This is a genomic window from Chryseobacterium potabilaquae (genome assembly GCF_902728265.1).
GTDB classification, from domain to species: domain Bacteria; phylum Bacteroidota; class Bacteroidia; order Flavobacteriales; family Weeksellaceae; genus Chryseobacterium; species Chryseobacterium potabilaquae.
The window spans coordinates 22,084-39,327 of sequence record NZ_CACVBR010000024.1; the positions used below are offsets into that span (position 1 = coordinate 22,084).

A 17,244-nucleotide genomic window follows, 5' to 3' on the forward strand; every position below is an offset into this window, starting at 1 on the left:
ATTTAAAAATTTAGACCTTTAAATATAAAAACTCTTCGTTATTAAATCCAAAAAAAACTCTTCTATTCTAACGATACATTTTTCCTATTTTATACTAAGTGTTGATAAAAATAATTAAAAAAATGTAATTTAGCAGCCACGTTAAATTTCTAAAAATGGATAAAATACCTAGTGTAGACCTGCGTGATTTCCTTTCGGGTGAACCGGAACGCAAACAGAAATTTGTAAATGAAATCGGAAAAGCTTATGAAGAAATTGGATTTGTTGCTTTAAAAGGCCACTTCCTAGATGAGAGCTTGGTGGAAAAACTATACGGAGAAGTTAAAAACTTTTTTGAACTACCAGTTGAAACCAAAAAAAAATATGAGATACCGGGTATTGGTGGACAAAGGGGCTACGTTGGATTTGGTAAAGAGACAGCAAAAGGTTTCAAAAAGGGAGATTTAAAAGAATTTTGGCATTTTGGACAGTACTTATCTGCAGATTCAAAATACAAAACTGAATATCCCGACAATGTTATTGTTGATGAGCTTCATGACTTCAATAATGTTGGAAAAGAGGCCTTCCAGATGTTGGAAAAGACAGGACAATATGTCTTAAGGGCTTTAGCATTGCATCTCGGTTTAGATGAATTTTATTTTGATAACAAGATTGCAGAAGGCAATTCAATTCTAAGACCCCTACATTATCCTCCTATTACAGAAGAACCGGATGACGCTGTAAGGGCAGCTGCACATGGAGATATTAATCTCATAACTCTCCTAATGGGAGCTCAAGGAAAAGGTCTCCAGGTTCAGAATCATAAAGGAGACTGGATTGATGCCATTGCAGAGCCTGATGAATTGATGATCAATGTAGGGGATATGCTTTCTAGGCATACTAATAATAAATTGAAATCTACTATTCATAGGGTTGTAAACCCTCCAAGAGAAATGTGGGGTACCTCAAGATACTCAATTCCCTTTTTCATGCACCCTGTAAGTGAAATGTCATTAAATGCACTTGAAAATTGTGTTGATGAAAATACGCCGAAACTATATGAAGATATAACTGCCGGTGATTTTTTACATGAAAGATTAATTGAGCTAGGCCTAATCAAAAAATAGTTTATCAACCGTAATAATAAAAACACTGCTTTTTACTAAAGCAGTGTTTTTATTTTCATTCAAATAATCTTAATTGTAGATCTTTTGATCCCGTAAAAGCTGCAGTAGAAAGAGAAGGAAAATTCTTTCCGTCAAAAAACTTCTTCCGCCCAATTTTAAAGGTATCATGAATCATTTTTGCCGTATTTCCTTCACCTTTTTGCCTCTCAAAATATTTTTTTTCACTCAACTTTCCTTTTCTCATGGAACGAATTAAGTTCAAAACTTTTTGCGCTCTATCAGCAAAGTGAGATTCAATCCAATTAACAAAAACAGGCTCTACAGAATCATTTAACCTTATTAAAGTATATCCAAAACTTAAAGCCCCTGCATCAGAAATTGTTTTTAAAATATTCAGCGGTTCATCACTATTCAGTCCGGGAATAATAGGCGCAACCATTACGTTAACAGATATTTTATTCTTAGAAAGAATTTCTATAGCTTTTAATTTATTATTTGTAGAGCTAGTTCTTGGCTCCATCTTTCTTCTTAAGTCTTCATTCATAGTGGGAATACTTAGGGAAACAGAAACTAAGTTTTGCTCAGACATAGGCTTTAGAATATCCAAATCTCTTAAAACCAATGCATTTTTTGTCAAAATACTAACAGGATGTCTATAATCAAGACAAATTTGCAGTAACCTTCTGGTAATTTCAAATTGTCTTTCTGCTGGCTGATAGCAATCTGTATTTCCAGAAAGCAAAATAGATGCTGCCTTATACCCTCTCCTTTGAAAAAGTTTTTCCAATAATTGAGGTGCATTTCTTTTCACCATAATTTTTCTTTCAAAATCAATTCCTGCGCTATAGCCCCAATATTCATGAGTGGGCCTTGCAAAGCAATAAGAACAACCATGCTCGCATCCTTGGTATGGATTCATAGAATAATCCATTGGTAAATCTTCACTTTTAACCTGATTTACAATTGTTTTAGGATAAACTTCAGTAAAAGATGTTTTCACTGTTTCAAAATCTTCATACCCGGGTTCATATGTATATCGATCAAACCGATTGATTACATTCCTCTGAGCCCCTTGACCTTTTATAATATTTTCATTCTTCATATGATAGAACAAAAATAGAATGAGAATTTTCTAAAATAATGAGTTTTAACACTCAAGTTTTCCACAAAAAATAGAATAGGTTCTTATAAAGCGTTGAAACTAATCAGTCTGATAGCCAACGAATTCCCTATTATTTCATCTTGTCATTATACAAATATTAGGGTATTTATTTTTATTTTTTGGAAGAGATTATGATAAACTGTGTTTTGTTATTTTTATCCTCTTGAATATTAGTATAAATAATTTTCAATTTATATAACTTAGCTGCTTCCGTATTGGCAATAGCGGCTCCTTTTTCTTCAGGATGTTCGGAAACCCATTTTGCAGCAGCTGAGGTAGAAGAATATTCTATTCTTGGAACATTAGGATATAAACTGTCGATAAAATGCCGGGATTGTCTTAATGCCTGTGGATGAGAATAAATCTTTTTAATATCATTTGTTCCAGGAATAACCATTAAGTTTTGAGATATCGGCAATTCTAGTGAGTCTTCTATTTTAATATCGCTAAACTCTTTCAAGGCCTTTTGAGTGGGCACAACAACACCTCCTATCGAATTTCTTAAGGGAACCACGGCTTTCTTTATTTTTCCTGAATGAACGGAAATGAAACAATCCTCAATACTATTTTGAAAAACCAATAATTCTGCAGGAAATTTTTTGCCCGCAGCTAAATGAGTAAAAGATCCAGGAGGCCCAAGGTAAGCTACTTTATCTGAAAGAGATTTTTTCCTAAGAGAACAGCCATAAAAAAACACACAAAACAAAATAATTCCTGCCCAATATTTTATAACTCCTCTCCAAATGTTATTTTTTCTTAGCATAGATTTCAAATTTTTAGAATGATTATATATTTGGGGCCATATCTCTAATTATACATTATAATTTTCAATTTGAACTAGTTATTATAACTATTTCTTATTAGGACTATGTCAATACTTTTAAATTAAGGTTATCCGTTTTAAAAGAAAGTAAAACACATTAAAACTCAATTACATATCATATAAAAGAGGAAAAAGTTTCTATAGAAACCCTATTCTACACATTTTCCTCTTTTTTTTAAAATATACACTGGTTAATTAAACTATTTTCTACTTCACTGCATAAAGTTCTACTCCGTGATGTTCTTCATCTTGATAATTAGTATCGAAATGTCTATGATAATCAGAATAATTATCACTATATTTTTTTTCCTTTCTAGTTAAAATTTTTCTAATCCCAATAAAACTTAATACTGCTAAAAGACCAACTCCTCCAGCAACTAAAACTCCAACTTCTTTTTTCATATTTTGTCCGATTTACTTGATTATTACTACAAAAAGCATACCTATCCACCTTCTTTTAATTATAAATTTTGTTAACAAAGAATTTAAGAAAAATTATAATTAAATCACCCCTTTATGGTTTAATTATTGCATTTATTCTTAAAAGATAACTATGGAAAACGCTGGAAATATGGACAAAATGACAACATTAAGTGAAGTTATGAGGAAATTATCAGAAAGAGGGATAAAGAGAGAGTTCAGAATGAATGAAAAAGAAGAAATGAAACTTGAAAACTCTGAAAAAAATTATCATCCTTCTGATTTAACCATCCTGAAAACATACCGCTTTGAAGGTGATAGTAATCCTGATGATAACGCTGTTTTGTATGTTGTCAAAGATACATTAGGTAACCGAGGGATGATTATTGACTCTTACGGGGCCGATAGCAATTATTCAGGAGAAAAATTTGATTCTTTTTTAAGAAATATACCTGTTGAAGAAAATGATGAGTACAATTTTTAAAAAGAATTAAATCTAAAAAATATCAATAAATCTCATCAATTAAGTTTGGGAAGTATATTACCAACATTACTTTGTTAACAACCATGAGGCCGGCCTTTTTTGGCCAGCCTCTTTTAAATTAATTTTACCGTATCTTATTTCGTACTAAGATATAAAATATTGTGGAGACGCATATATAGGAAATCTAATATATACACCCACTAAGCCTATCTTTTTATTTTAAATATTAATCCAATCTCGAGGCTTTAACCATTCCAAAAGTTGTGACTCTGGACTACCTGATACCGGATGGAAATCATATTCCCACCTTGCAATGGGGGGTAGACTCATAAATATAGACTCTATACGACCTCCTGTTTTTAATCCAAATAAAGTTCCTCGATCATGAATAAGATTGAATTCCACATAACGGCCCCGTCTATAAGCTTGCCAATTTCGATGGGATTCATCATAAGAAACATTTTTATTTTTTTCTACGAGAGGAAGGTAAGCTTTTAAAAAAGCATTTCCATTGGCTTGGGAAAACGCTAAAAGTTCTTCAGCATTTTTTTCACTGTCAGGACGAAGATAATCATAAAAAATACCTCCAATACCTCGAGCTTCATTATTGCGATGTTTATTTACAAAGTATTCATCGCATTTTTTCTTATACATAGGATAAAGTTCACTTCCAAAAGGATCACACGCATCTTTAAATGCTTGATGAAAATGACTCCCATCTTTTTCTTCAAGATAATAAGGAGTAAGATCGGCACCTCCACCAAACCAACTATCTTTTAATTCCCCATTTTGATCATATAATTCAAAATACCGAAAGTTAGCATGAACTGTTGGAACAAAAGGATTAATAGGATGAATAACGAGTGAAATGCCACACGCCATAAATTGAGTATTTTCAACACCAAACTGTTCTGCCATTAGGGGAGGCAAATCACCATCAACTACTGAAATATTTACACCGCCTTTTTCAAATACATTTCCATCTGCAATTACACGAGTCCGGCCGCCTCCGCCTCCCGAGCGCTCCCATAAATCTTCTTGAAAAGTAGCTTTACCGTCTATTTCTTCAAGAGTTTGGCAAATTTCATCTTGTAAATCATGTATAAATGTGATAAATTTATTCTTAATGCTCATAATTACTAAAATTAACTAATACTGGCTATAACTCCTTCTAGCCTATTTTTATTTTATTTTTTTTATCTCTTGCTTTATTTCTTGTACATTCTTCTTCATTTTTTTCACATCTGAAACCACTTTTTTTAATTTACGTTCTTTCTTTTCTATATGTTTACTAATCAGGGTTTTCTTAAGTCCTAATTCTATGCCTTTCCAAAACAAATTGAAGAAAGATTTTGTAGGATCGCGTTCTACTCCTTCAATCACAACTGTTTCAGGTAATTTGCTTGATGTTGATTTTACCAAAAGGTTAGCAACTGCAGTTAAAAGTCCTTTTTTCTCCTGATTATTCTTATCTAAAATAGCTACTTTCAAATCTTTGTGCCTCAAATTAAAACTTCCATTCAAGCCAAACGGATTTCCTTTGAAACTAAAAAGCATTTCTTGTATACTCCCGGTGGCCATAATGTGTAAATAAGGTCGGATAAAAGGATTAATTCCTCTTGCTGGCAAATTAATCGCTCTCCCAGAAATAGTAAAGACATCCTGTGTATCGGCTACATCAAAATTCCAGTTGACGGCTAAGGGTGCAAGTTTCATAAACGAACAATTGATATCAATATCTACCAAAGTCGGTTTGCCTTTCATTTTTGCAGAGTTCAGATTCTTAACGTTCATATTAAAATTACTGAAAGTAAGCTTTCCTGGCCCCACACTTTCAGGAGTGTCTTCTTCGTATACCAAAACTGAACTTCTCACGTCCAAATTCTTAACGAATAGAGGAAGTTTTATAGATCTAAGCATTCCGGAATATAAAAGCTTTTCTTTCGGATCGTCTTTTGGAATTTTACTTCTGAAAATATTCGCATCAGCCTTTTGAATGGTTAGTTGAGATACATTAATAAATTTGTTTTGTGAGAAAATATTCCAATCCCCTTCACCAAAAATCTTTTCCACTTTCAGATCATATAAATCTCTTTCAACTGGTATCATTTTAACAAAATGAGCCCTAGAAACAAGAGGTTTCATTGCAAAATTATCCACCTGAAAGCTATTTTTATCCCATTTCAAAAACATTACACTCAAACGATAAAACGTTGTATTATATCCTAAATTTTTCGTTGTAAAAATATAATCTTTTACATTTATTCCCAATCCTCCTGTTTTCGACTTTGAGGTAAATTCTATATTATTAAGGCTAGCATTAAGCTCATTAAGTTTTAATTCCTGATTATTTTTCTCATAAGATATATTGGCATTCTTTAATGTAACCTTTCTTATCAAAACCGGGAACTGTACCCCTGTTAAATCCGTTTTTTTATCTTTTCTACCTCGCTTACTTTCTTTAATAGTTCCATTACTATTTTCTACTAAAAGGTCTTTAACATCAATATTCAGTTTTTGATTAATAAACTTTAATTTATTAAGATTAAAGGCTATATGATCAATACTTAAATTCGTCTTAGTTTCTTGTAAAGAAGAGTTATTTGATATGACTGAAATATTTCTTAATTCTCCACTTTTGGTATTTAAGGCAAGATCACCAATTTTATAATCCTCATGGTCGGAAAATAATATATCTTTCCCTGAAATCTGAAAATTTTTAAAGTCTAACGGAAAAGCTTCTTTTGTTTTTTTCTCATCCAGTTTTAGCTGATCCACTTTCATATTAATATTTTTAGCAAACACAGCGTTCGTTCCATCTGCCTTCACCACTTGAATTGCCCCATTATCCATATTCATTTCATTCAAGTTAATTTCAAAAGGAAAAAATTCATTGGACTTTTGAGGCAAAGCATTTGTTCTATACACTGAAAAATTAGGATTCTGAAAATAAGCATGGGTAATAGAAATTTTATTGTTATCTAATACAACATTCTTAAACCTCATTTTTCTAATTTCCCCCTTAACCATGTTGGCTTTTCTTGAATAAAATCTTTTAAATTGATCAACAGTCAACAATGGGATCAACCTCAGACCTTCAATTGAAACTTGCCCGTTAATCGTTTCTACAGTCTTAATTTTTAAAGCATATATATTATTCGGACGAAAAAAGAAATTTCCTCCTTGAATATTATATTGATCGAAAATGATAGGAAGCTTATTTTTTACAGATTCTTCTGTCAACTGTAAATTTTCAACATATAAATCAAGAGGATCAACTGACAAAAGTTTCTGCCTTGTAGATTTAAAAATAGAAATTTTCCCTTTCCTAATAGTAATATTTTCAAACAAAAACTCTTTTCTTTTTTTGCCTGTTTTATGATCGACGGGTTTAGCTAATGTAACATCAAGATTAGGTCTGGCAAGTAAAAGATCTGAAGAATTAATTTCATCATTAAAAATAGCCTTATACATCCCAAATCTACTCATTCTTAAAGTATCAATTGTTCCTTGTAAACCGAGTATATTATCATTTTGAGGGTTTTTATTACTAATAGAGATCCCTGTTGAGAAAACACTTCCATTCCCTAGATCTACTTCTATTGTTTTATAAGAAATCTTATAATCTGTATTATTTTTAATATAGTCAGGAAGCTGAGTTTTAAGCCAAAGATTCAATCCAAAGTTTGCTAATAAAAGAATTATAAACAAACCTCCGAAAAACAACAACAACTTTCTAACCCATTTTTTCTTACTTCCCATTTGACTAAATTACCAATAATCTATTGTTATTTATGGATACTCAAATCAATCACATATCCTTCATGTCCTCTTACATTTATAAAATCACCTCCTTCAAAACCAAGATACTGGCCTTTAATTCCGGTTAGCCTTCCTCTAAATTCCGGTTTCTTATCTAGTGTAAAAGAACTTACTTTTTTGGGCCTCTCAAAAGGATAATCAAATCTCCACATGTTTTCTCCTTCACTATAAAACTTTTGAAAATCTTCAGGAAAATACTCCTTTATCTTTCGTTGAAAATCTGCTAGATCCACGTCATCTTCTAAATCATCTTGAAGCATTTTTTTCCAGCTGGTTTTATCCGGAATATGCTGCTTTAATGCAACCTCTATCATTCCCGCCTCATATCGGTTTTCTGTTCTTGCAATTGGCAATGCAAATGTTGCTCCTTGATCAATCCATCTAGTAGGCACTTGGGTATTTCTTGTTACCCCCACTTTCACATCTCCTGTATAAGCTAAATAAACAGTATGGGGTTGCAATTGGATTTCTTTTTCAACTTCTAAATCTCGTTCAGCAATTCCTAAATGTGCCGTAGATAGCTCCGGTCGAATAATAGTATCACTAGCATAAGGACTTTCAAAAAAACAGTTTTTACAAAACCCCATTCTATATATTACCTTATTTTCCCCGCAGTTTACACATTGGAAACCACTATGTTTTATCGTTAATTCTTTCCCAATCAATTCATTCATATGAATAAGATCTCCCGAAAGATTAAGATAATACTGGATCGGTTTACCATCAAAACTTGTCATTTTTAAAATTTGCCCTTGAAACTGCATACTATATCACTTTTTTAAGTAAATTTAATGATTATATTTTTACACAAAGTAAATTTATATTTTTGTTGTTACAGAAAAAATCACAAATGAATTATCTTGTTACTGGAGGAAGTGGATTTATTGGTTCCCATCTTATTGAACAATTATTACAAAATGGACATTCTGTCATAAACATTGACAATTTCGATGATTTTTATAGCTATCATATAAAAATTAAGAATACTTTAGAGTCTATTCAAAATTTTTCAGAATTTGATTTCACAAATAAGAAAGATGATGATATCAAAAAATTAATTTCCCTATCTCAATCAGATCATTACAAGCTTTATTATCAAGATATAAGAGATAAAAAAGGGCTCGAAAACATTTTTAAAAACCATACAATTGACTTAGTTATACATTTAGCCGCACTTGCCGGTGTTCGGCCTTCCATTGAAAGCCCCTTAGAATATGAAGAAGTTAACATTCGGGGAACGATGAATCTTTGGGAGATTTGTAAAGATTTGGGTATAAAAAAATTTATATGTGCATCTTCATCAAGCGTGTACGGAAATAACAAAAAGATACCCTTTACCGAGACCGATAATGTAGACACTCCCATCTCACCATATGCAGCTACCAAAAAATGTGGAGAGGTGCTAGGACACGTGTATCACGACCTATATCGCATTGATATGATTCAATTACGGTTTTTCACTGTGTATGGTCCTCGACAAAGGCCTGATCTTGCTATTCATAAGTTCACGAAACTTATTTCAGAAGATAAAGAAATCCCTTTTTACGGCGATGGAACAACGGCTAGAGACTACACCTATATAGATGATATCATTGATGGGATTACTAAATCTATTCATTACATAGAGAACAATCACAATGTATATGAAATTATTAATTTAGGAGAGAACCAAGTCATTAATCTGAATGAGATGCTCTCTACTATTGAGCATAATCTTGGGAAAATTGCCCTTAAAAAAAATCTTCCAATGCAACCTGGAGATGTTCAAAAGACGAATGCCGATATTACAAAAGCAAAGGCTTTAATCGGCTATAAACCTGCCATAAACTTCCAAAATGGCATAAAAAAATTTGTGGAATGGTTTTTGAGAAAATGACTTCTTAGTAGGTTCTTACACACAGCTATAAAAATGGCTCAAGGAGAGCCATGAGAAAAAATTAAATAAAAAGAATTGAAAATCAGGTATAAAAAAGCATATAATATGAGCTATTTTTATACTTTTGCAAAAAATTAGAAAATTATGTACTGGACATTAGAATTAGCTTCATATTTAAGTGACGCACCTTGGCCAATGACTAAAGCAGAACTTATTGATTATGCAATCAGAACTGGTGCACCTATGGAAGTAGTGGAAAACCTTCAGGCCATTGAGGATGAAGGAGAAATTTATGAGTCTATTGAAGAAGTTTGGAGTGATTATCCTACGGATGAAGACTTCCTATGGAACGAAGACGAATATTAATATAGCAATGAGCTTTAGGCCTCGCTTAGAGCTTTTTTGCCTTCTTTATATACTAATTTTGCACGATAAGCGTGTTATTAAAAACGCTTAAAGCATATCGCTTTAGGCATAAAGCAAAAAATTTATGAGTTTTTTAAACAAAGTTCTTAAAGGGTTTTTGGGAGACAAAAAAGCGCAGGACCTAAAAGAAGTAAAAAAAGTTGTCACAAAAATCAAAGCTGTTGAACCTAATATTCAGCAATTGTCTGATGACGGTTTAAGAGAAAAAACAGCTGAGTTTAAAGAGAATATTAAATCTTCAACCAGTAAAATAACTGCCCAAATAGAGCAAATACAGGAGCAAATAAAAACATCACCCAATGTTGATGAAAAAGAAGCTCTTTTCTCCAAGATAGAAGCTCTCAAGAAAGAATCTTACGAAATAGAAGAAAAAGTTTTGAGCCAAATTCTTCCGGAGGCTTTTGCATTAGTAAAAGAAACAGCAAGAAGATGGGCACAAAATGGAGAAATTCGTGTGACAGCAAATGATTGGGACAGAGAATTGGCTGCCGCAGGAAAAGACTTTATTGAAATCCAAGGGAATACAGCTATTTGGAAAAACTCATGGGATGCTGCGGGAACAGCAGTCATATGGGATATGGTTCATTATGATGTTCAATTTATTGGAGGAGTTATTCTTCACAGTGGTAAAATTGCTGAGATGGCTACTGGTGAAGGTAAAACGCTAGTAGGTACATTACCAATTTTCTTAAATGCTCTCCCTGAAAGAGGGGTGCATGTAGTAACTGTAAATGATTACCTTGCCAAAAGAGACTCTGCTTGGATGGGACCTCTTTATCAGTTCCATGGCATGTCTATCGATTGTATTGATAATCATCAGCCTAATTCAGATGGAAGAAGAAAAGCATACCAATCAGATATTACTTACGGAACAAATAATGAGTTTGGATTCGACTACCTAAGGGATAACATGGTAACTTCTCCTTCTGAATTAGTACAAGGAGAGCTAAACTTTGCTATCGTTGATGAAGTTGACTCTGTATTGGTAGATGACGCCAGGACACCATTAATTATTTCCGGGCCTGTTCCACAAGGCGACAGACAGGAATTTGATGTATTAAAACCATCTATTGATAGAATCGTTGAGGTTCAAAAGAAAACGGTTTCCGCTATTTTTAATGAAGCAAAAAAATTAATTGCAGCAGGAAATACAAAAGAAGGTGGATTTAAATTACTACAAGCTTATAGAGGTCTTCCTAAAAACAGACAACTCATTAAGTTCTTATCAGAAAGCGGAAATAGAGCTTTGCTCCAAAAAGTAGAAGCTCAATATATGCAGGACAATAACCGTGAGATGCCCACCGTAGATAAAGATCTTTATTTTGTAATTGAAGAAAAGAACAATCAGGTTGATCTTACGGACAAAGGTGTTGAGTATATGTCACAAGGAAATTCCGATCCTAATTTCTTTGTTCTTCCGGATATAGGAACTGAAATCGCAGAAGTAGAAGCTAAAAACTTATCTAAAGAAGAAGAGTTTGAAGCTAAAGAAAAACTTTTCTCTGATTTTGCTGAAAAATCAGAAAGAGTTCATACTATGAGCCAATTATTAAAGGCCTATACATTATTTGAAAAAGATGACGAATATGTAGTAATTGATGGAGAGGTAAAAATTGTTGATGAACAAACTGGCCGTATCATGGAAGGGCGTCGCTACTCAGATGGTCTTCACCAAGCCATTGAAGCGAAGGAAAATGTAAAAATTGAGGCAGCAACTCAAACTTTTGCCACGATTACTCTTCAGAATTATTTCCGTATGTATAATAAACTTGCGGGAATGACAGGAACCGCAGAAACGGAAGCTGGTGAATTATGGGAAATCTACAAATTAGATGTCGTAGTAATTCCCACCAATCGTGCTATTTTAAGACATGACAGACAAGATTTAGTATATAAAACTAATAGAGAAAAATATAACGCTGTTATTGAAGAAGTTGAAAAGCTAACCGCAGAAGGAAGACCCGTACTTGTTGGTACTACTTCCGTTGAAATTTCTCAATTACTATCAAAAGCTTTACAACTAAGAAAGGTTCAGCATCAGGTATTGAATGCAAAACTTCACAAAAAGGAAGCAGAAATTGTAGCTGAGGCCGGAAGACCAGGAGTTGTAACCATTGCAACAAACATGGCAGGTCGTGGTACCGATATTAAGTTGACAAAAGAAGTAAAAGATGCCGGAGGTTTAGCCATCATAGGTACTGAAAGACATGACTCAAGACGTGTTGACAGACAGCTTAGAGGTAGAGCCGGACGTCAAGGAGATCCTGGAAGTTCTCAATTCTATGTATCTCTTGAAGATAATCTAATGCGTTTATTTGGTTCTGAAAGAATTGCTAAAATGATGGATAGAATGGGTCATAAAGACGGTGAAGTAATTCAACATTCTATGATTACCAAATCTATTGAAAGAGCTCAGAAAAAAGTAGAGGAAAATAACTTTGGAATAAGAAAGAGACTTCTTGAGTATGATGATGTCATGAATAAACAGCGTGATGTCATTTATAAAAGAAGAAAGAATGCTCTATTTGGAGATCATTTGAAGTATGACATTGCCAATATGATCTTTGATGTGGCTAACTCTCTTGTGGTTAAAGGAAGGGCTAATGGAAACTATAAAGATTTCGAATATGAAATCATTAAAACGTTTACCATGGAATCTCCTATTTCTGAAAATGATTTTAAGAGCAAAAGTATACAAGATCTTACCAATGCTTTATTCAACGCAGCTCAGGAAGATTATCAAATGAAGCTTAATTTATTAAAGGATAAGTCATTCCCAATCATTGAAAATGTATATCAAAACCAAGGAGCCATGTTCAAAATGATCCAAGTTCCATTTAGTGATGGACATAAGACCATGACTATTGTTACTGATCTAAAAGAAGCATTCGAAACTAAATGTGATAGCTTAATCAATGATTTTGAAAAGAATATTACTTTAGCTATTATTGATGAAAATTGGAAACTACACCTTAGAGAAATGGACGATCTAAGAAGATCTTCACAAGGTGCTGTTTATGAGCAGAAAGACCCACTCGTAATTTACAAACAAGAGTCTTTCCACTTATTCAGTGAAATGATTGATAAACTCAATAAAGAGATTATTTCGTTCTTATACAAGGGTGAAATTCCTTCTTAAAAAAATCAAAATACACATATAAAAAACGCATCATTTTTCAATGATGCGTTTTTTATTTTATGAAATCAATATTACAATTCATATTAATTACATGATAAATATCAACTTTGTTTTTAATTTAGAATAATTAAAAACAATATATTTGCAAAAATATTTAGTTATTGATATCAGAAATATTCGCCCCAGAATTATTATTTCTAGACAGAATATCATAGAGGTTCAATTTATAGTAATAAAAAAATTCAATCTCTAATATTGAAAAGTAAGTATTACATCAATTAAAAAGAAAATAATATACTAAGGATTTACTACATCAAAATGAGAAAACTTACAGTAGCAGCAACATTTTTTGCAACAACCATGGCATTTGCCCAACAACAAGATTCTATAAAATCTAATGATATTGAAGAAGTAATCGTAAATGGAAAGTATTACAAAAAATATGTTGAAAAAGAAGGTTCTTCATCTATGAGATTAGATGAAGCTTTAATAAAAATTCCTCAAAATATTTCCATCATTACCAATAGAGCCTTAGAAGACCAACAAGTTACCACACTTAGCGATGGGGTACTTAGGAATGTATCTGGTGCACAAAGATTAGAACATTGGGGAGATATGTATACAAGAGTAAATATGAGAGGTTCGAGAGCGGCAGCCTTCATGAACGGGGTGAATGTAACTTCAAACTGGGGTCCTCTAAGTGAAGATATGTCATTCGTCGATCATATTGAATTTATTAAAGGGCCTTCAGGTTTTTTAATGTCAAATGGCGAGCCTAGTGGGATCTACAATATTGTTACTAAAAAGCCTACCGGACAATCATTAAATGGATCAGCAAGAGTAACATTAGGTAGCTTTAATATGTATAGAGGAGAAACAGATGTGGATACAAAAATTACTGACAAAGTTTCATTCAGATTAAATTTAATGGCTCAGAATAAAAACAGTTTCAGAAAATATGAATTTAATGATAGATATATTATCAACCCATCCTTAAAAGTAAACCTTACAGATAAAACAACTTTGACCGCAGAATATATATACCAAAAGGCAAAAATGTCCGAGGTAGGTTCTGCTTATGTATTTAGCTATGAGGGGTACGCCACTAAACCGGTAGACTATACAATGACAGATCCTGGTATAGACCCAACCAATGTTGACAACAATACCGTAAATATTAATTTACAACATACTTTTAACGAAAATTGGAAATTAACTTCTCAACTAACTTATATTAATGAATACACTTTAGGGAGTGATATATGGCCTTCTAAATTTTCACCCAATGGCGAAATGATCAGAACGCTCTATTTTTGGGAAGCAAGTAATGTCATGAAATTCGGTCAGGTGTTCTTAAATGGGTATGTTAAAACAGGTAATATTTCCCATAAAATATTAACCGGGCTAGACTTAGGCTCAAAAAAATATCTGGCAGACTGGAATCAATGGCATGATTTGGATACAAATTCGGAGCCTTTTAATATAAATTCAACAACCTACGCTCCTCCATCTAACGGATATGCCGAGTTTAATACCAGCACATCATTAGAAAGTAGAGCTACACCATTGGGAACTATTGAACAAAATTATACAGGTATATATGTACAAGATGAATTAGGTTTCTTGGATGATGCTTTGAGAGTAACATTGGCCGCACGTTACACCAATGTAAAAGAAAACTCTTATGGTACCCAAGCCGAGGCAGATAAAATCTCCCCTCGTATAGGTGTTAGCTATTCCATTGATAGTAATACTTCCGTGTATGGATTATATGATCAATCTTTTACCCCACAAGCAGGTTTGTTCAGATCAGGGGGAATCCCTAAACCCATTACAGGAAACAACATGGAAATTGGAGTAAAAAGGGATTGGTTTAATGGAAAATGGAACACAACATTATCATTATATAACATTATAAAGAGAAATGAAACAGTAAATGATCCTTTGAACAAAATAAATGCAGAAAACTTTGTCATTGATTTAGGCAAAACAAGAGTACAAGGTATTGAATTTGATCTTAAAGGTGAAATTACTAAAGGGTTCAATGCTATCTTCAATTATGCTTTCACAGAAAATAAAATTACAGAATCGAATGATCCAGCAGAAAACCCGGTAGGAAAAAGAATTCCTGGCTATGCTAAACACACTGCAAATGGATGGTTGAATTATACCTTTACTAACGGTACATTAGAAGGGTTTGGATTAAGCTTTGGAGGAACATATATGGCCGATAGAAGTACTTGGGCTTGGGCAAATACCGCTGCACAAAAAGATCTTGATGATTATGTAAAATTTGATGCAGGTCTTTCTTGGGAAAATACAAAATTCAGGGTAGGATTAAATGTATTTAATGTATTCAATAGATATCTATATTCAGGATCTCCTTATGGAAATTATTACTACTATCAGGCAGAAGCTCCAAGGAATTTCAGAGTATCAATAGGATATAAATTTTAAATCATTAAAAATTAATCGTTAGATAGGCTAATTTTTTACAATGAATAAAAAGTATTATCATAAAATAAATTTTTATTAACAAAAATGATAAGCCAAACCACCTATGTAGTTTGGCTTATCCATTTATCATCCCAATTATGGAAACCAACATTTTTTTACTAAAAAGCTTCGTGGGCAAGCATCTGTTTTAACTGATTCTAAATAAAAATTAAAGTTTATCTTTGTCGAACTGAAGAAAAAATGAAAAAGAAACATCATCATAAAAAAAAGCCTAATATTTTTAAGAAATGGATTGGAAAAATTCATTTATGGTTGGGCTTATCTGTCGGGGTTTTAATATTTATTATCTCAATTACTGGGGCTTTATATGTATTTAAAGACGAGATAGAAAATATGACAAGAAAAGATGTCATTTATCATCATGAACAAAATATTGATAAAAAACAGATTCTTCCTATCCGAGTTTTGGAAAAGGCAGTAGCTGAACAAGTAAAAGAAAAATACCCTATCCATTGGGTAAATATTCCGATGGACAAAAAAATGTCATACTTATTTTACTGGTATGAACATAACGTAGACTCCTGGAACTATTTTGACGAATATCCAATCTATAAAGTTGCTTATGTAAATCCTTATAATGGAAAAGTTTTAAGAACTTATGATGAAAAAAATGGATTTTTCAATATCGTCAAAATGATTCATTGGAGCTATCTATTAAAACAAGATTGGGGTAAATATCTTACGGGGATCCCTGTAATTATTTTTATTATTATGCTCATCTCCGGGATCATTCTATGGTGGCCTAAAAATAAAGCAGCAAGAAAACAACGTTTTTCATTTAGCTGGAAAAATATAAAAAGCTGGAAAAGAAAAAACTATGATCTTCACAATATTTTAGGTTTTTATGCTTCAATCTTTGCCCTAATTTTCTCTATAACGGGCCTTTTTTATGCATTTCTAATCGTACAATCTATGATTTATGTGGTCTTCTCGGGCGGAGAAACTCAATATCCGGATTTTTCTCATATAAAAACAAAAGCCCCAATAGAAGTAAGAACAGATATTACTTTAGATAAAATAATCTATACCATACAAGAAAAATACCCAAATTCTTATGGCTTTTCTTTAGATCTTGGACATGAACATATGGACGATCACACCCATCCTAATTTTGAGGTCTTCGTAAAGCATTTATCTTATTCTTATCATAAAAATAGCAGCTTAATCTTTGATGAAAATTCAGGGGAATTACTTCATTCCCATGATCCTAAAGACAAAAACATGGGTGAAAAAGTGGTAGCTGCCAATTATGATATTCACGTGGGAGCTATTTTAGGTTTACCTACAAAAATCATTGCCTTCGTCGTAAGCATCATATGTGCATCATTACCCGTAACCGGTTTTTTGATTTGGTGGGGAAGAAGAAAAAAGAAAGTAGCAAAGGGATTATAAAACTTTTTCAAATAAATGTCTAGTTATTAATCATTAATACAATCTTTTTTATAATTTTAACGTTTTAGAATTTTAAG

The 17,244-nt window shown here is 32.6% G+C and carries 13 protein-coding genes; 7 read left to right on the top strand and 6 right to left on the bottom strand.

Translation table 11 applies throughout. The annotated features are described in order from the left end of the window. Positions 1-155: 155 nt before the first annotated feature. Positions 156-1,106 carry an isopenicillin N synthase family dioxygenase gene (locus tag CHRY9293_RS12425; RefSeq protein WP_162033271.1) on the top strand — a complete coding sequence of 317 codons (951 nt, stop codon included), beginning with the start codon at positions 156-158 and terminating at the stop codon, positions 1,104-1,106. Between the two features lie 55 nt (positions 1,107-1,161). Here CHRY9293_RS12425 and CHRY9293_RS12430 read toward each other — a convergent pair whose 3' ends face one another. The 3 genes from CHRY9293_RS12430 to CHRY9293_RS12440 form a co-directional block, all read right to left on the bottom strand. Beyond that, positions 1,162-2,208 carry a PA0069 family radical SAM protein gene (locus tag CHRY9293_RS12430; RefSeq protein WP_162033272.1) on the bottom strand — a complete coding sequence of 349 codons (1,047 nt, stop codon included), beginning with the start codon at positions 2,206-2,208 and terminating at the stop codon, positions 1,162-1,164. 172 nt (positions 2,209-2,380) lie between these two features. After that, entirely contained in the window at positions 2,381-3,031 is a 651-nt protein-coding gene (locus tag CHRY9293_RS12435) for a prephenate dehydratase (RefSeq protein ID WP_162033273.1), read from the bottom strand. Between the two features lie 267 nt (positions 3,032-3,298). After that, the gene (locus tag CHRY9293_RS12440) at positions 3,299-3,493 is read right to left on the bottom strand and encodes a hypothetical protein (protein ID WP_122545504.1); all 195 of its coding nucleotides are present in this window, start codon (positions 3,491-3,493) and stop codon (positions 3,299-3,301) included. Between the two features lie 151 nt (positions 3,494-3,644). Here CHRY9293_RS12440 and CHRY9293_RS12445 point away from each other — a divergent pair, with 151 nt between their 5' ends. Beyond that, positions 3,645-3,995 (top strand): hypothetical protein, encoded by a 351-nt coding sequence (locus CHRY9293_RS12445; protein WP_162033274.1) that lies wholly within the window; start codon positions 3,645-3,647, stop codon positions 3,993-3,995. A gap of 219 nt (positions 3,996-4,214) precedes the next feature. Here CHRY9293_RS12445 and hemF read toward each other — a convergent pair whose 3' ends face one another. The 3 genes from hemF to CHRY9293_RS12460 are packed head-to-tail and all read right to left on the bottom strand — an operon-like array spanning position 4,215 to position 8,581. Then, positions 4,215-5,123 carry an oxygen-dependent coproporphyrinogen oxidase gene (hemF, locus tag CHRY9293_RS12450; RefSeq protein WP_185153217.1) on the bottom strand — a complete coding sequence of 303 codons (909 nt, stop codon included), beginning with the start codon at positions 5,121-5,123 and terminating at the stop codon, positions 4,215-4,217. Positions 5,124-5,177: 54 nt separating this feature from the next. Next, positions 5,178-7,757 (bottom strand): AsmA family protein, encoded by a 2,580-nt coding sequence (locus CHRY9293_RS12455; protein WP_162033276.1) that lies wholly within the window; start codon positions 7,755-7,757, stop codon positions 5,178-5,180. A gap of 26 nt (positions 7,758-7,783) precedes the next feature. Continuing rightward, the gene (locus CHRY9293_RS12460; protein ID WP_162033277.1) at positions 7,784-8,581 is read right to left on the bottom strand and encodes a DUF2797 domain-containing protein; all 798 of its coding nucleotides are present in this window, start codon (positions 8,579-8,581) and stop codon (positions 7,784-7,786) included. 86 nt (positions 8,582-8,667) lie between these two features. Here CHRY9293_RS12460 and CHRY9293_RS12465 point away from each other — a divergent pair, with 86 nt between their 5' ends. The 5 genes from CHRY9293_RS12465 (at position 8,668) to CHRY9293_RS12485 (ending at position 17,167) form a co-directional block, all read left to right on the top strand. Continuing rightward, the gene (locus CHRY9293_RS12465) at positions 8,668-9,693 is read left to right on the top strand and encodes a GDP-mannose 4,6-dehydratase (RefSeq protein WP_162033278.1); all 1,026 of its coding nucleotides are present in this window, start codon (positions 8,668-8,670) and stop codon (positions 9,691-9,693) included. 144 nt (positions 9,694-9,837) lie between these two features. Continuing rightward, on the top strand, positions 9,838-10,059 hold the full coding sequence (locus tag CHRY9293_RS12470) for a DUF2795 domain-containing protein (protein WP_002662059.1): 222 nt from the start codon (positions 9,838-9,840) through the stop codon (positions 10,057-10,059). A 124-nt stretch (positions 10,060-10,183) separates the two neighbouring features. Then, on the top strand, positions 10,184-13,258 hold the full coding sequence (gene secA, locus CHRY9293_RS12475; protein ID WP_162033279.1) for a preprotein translocase subunit SecA: 3,075 nt from the start codon (positions 10,184-10,186) through the stop codon (positions 13,256-13,258). Positions 13,259-13,576: 318 nt separating this feature from the next. Next, entirely contained in the window at positions 13,577-15,715 is a 2,139-nt protein-coding gene (locus CHRY9293_RS12480) for a TonB-dependent siderophore receptor (protein ID WP_162033280.1), read from the top strand. A gap of 240 nt (positions 15,716-15,955) precedes the next feature. Then, positions 15,956-17,167 carry a PepSY-associated TM helix domain-containing protein gene (locus CHRY9293_RS12485; RefSeq protein WP_162033281.1) on the top strand — a complete coding sequence of 404 codons (1,212 nt, stop codon included), beginning with the start codon at positions 15,956-15,958 and terminating at the stop codon, positions 17,165-17,167. The last annotated feature ends 77 nt before the right edge of the window (positions 17,168-17,244 follow it).